At 70.4% G+C, this 1165-nt stretch carries 1 protein-coding gene; it reads right to left on the reverse strand.

Annotated features, from left to right (window positions below):
- Nucleotides 1-524: 524 nt before the first annotated feature.
- Nucleotides 525-983: an STAS domain-containing protein gene (locus ACWDX9_RS58485; protein WP_355210299.1), complete on the reverse strand. Its 459-nt coding sequence runs from the start codon at nt 981-983 to the stop codon at nt 525-527.
- Between the last annotated feature and the right edge of the window lie 182 nt (nt 984-1165).

Consider the following 1165-nt stretch of genomic DNA (forward strand, 5'->3'; position numbering starts at 1 on the left):
CGGTGCGGTGGCCGAGGGCTGTGGGTTCGGGGCGGTGCGGTGGCCGAGGGCTGTGGGTTCGGGGCGGTGCGGTGGCCGAGGGCTGTGGGTTCGGGGCGGTGCGGTGGCCGAGGGCTGTGGGTTCGGGGTGGCGCGGCGACTGAGGGCTGTGGGTTCGGAGTGGGGCGGTGGCAGGGGCTGTGGTTCTGAGTGGTGCGGGCTTCGACGAGCACCGCGATGGGACGCGCGCCCCGCTTGCCGCCGCCATGCGTCCCGTTCAGGTCGGTGGGGAGCGGCTCGGGTCGCGGTGCTGACGGGCGACCTGGTGGGCTTCGTCGGGGGTGGTGGCACAGTATCCCGTCGGGCCACCGTGCGGGTCGGCGCTCTGTGAGTGGGCTCTCTCGGGCCACCGTGCGGGTCGGCGCTCTGTGAGTGGGCTCTCTCGGGCCACCGTGCGGGTCGGCGCTCTGTGAGTGGGTTCCCTCAGACCACCGTGCGGGCCGACGCCTGGTGAGCGGCTCCCTTCGATGAGAGAAGCGCGCAGCTCAGCAAGGGTCGCCTGCGTCGACGGGGCCGAGTGATTCGTGGGTGGTGCCGCCCAGGGCGGCGAGGACGGCCTCTTCCACCGTGGTGTGCACGTGCAGGACGGTGTGCGCCCAGGTGAGTTCCATGATCCGGGCCAGCTTCGGATCAGGGGCGGCCAGGTGCAGGCTGCCGCCGTGCTGGCGGGCGAAGGCGTGGGTGTTGAGCAGGACGCGAAGGCCCGCGCTGCCCAGGAACTGCGCCTCGCTGAGATCGATCACCACGTGCTCGCCGGGCTGCCGCCTGCTGCCGCGGATATGACGATCGAGCTGGCCGGCGGTCGCGACGTCGACCTCGCCGGCCACCGAGATCACGCTCACGCCCGGCAATCTCTGAATGGCGAACGTCAGATCCGGCATGCGGTGCCCACCGATCGGAGTCCGGAGACGATGCACTGTTATGGCTTGCCCGTATCGCACCATATCCGGGCGCCCGCCTTTCGCCTAGACATCAGCACTTACTTCTTTCCGGCCGGGGCCTCGCGCCCGGCATGCCCGAGGTGAGCAGGGGATTCATGGAACCCACACGATCCGTGCAAGACCGGCCCGGCACAGTGGAACGTACGGGACGAGTGATTGGCGGTCGGACATATTCAGTGCGCGGG

It is taken from the genome of Nonomuraea sp. NPDC003201 (assembly GCF_053590415.1).

Excerpts from the sequence above, each read along its gene's own strand:
- ACWDX9_RS58485 (WP_355210299.1), bottom strand. The coding sequence starts at position 983 with ATGGTGCGATACGGGCAAGCCATAACAGTGCATCGTCTCCGGACTCCG.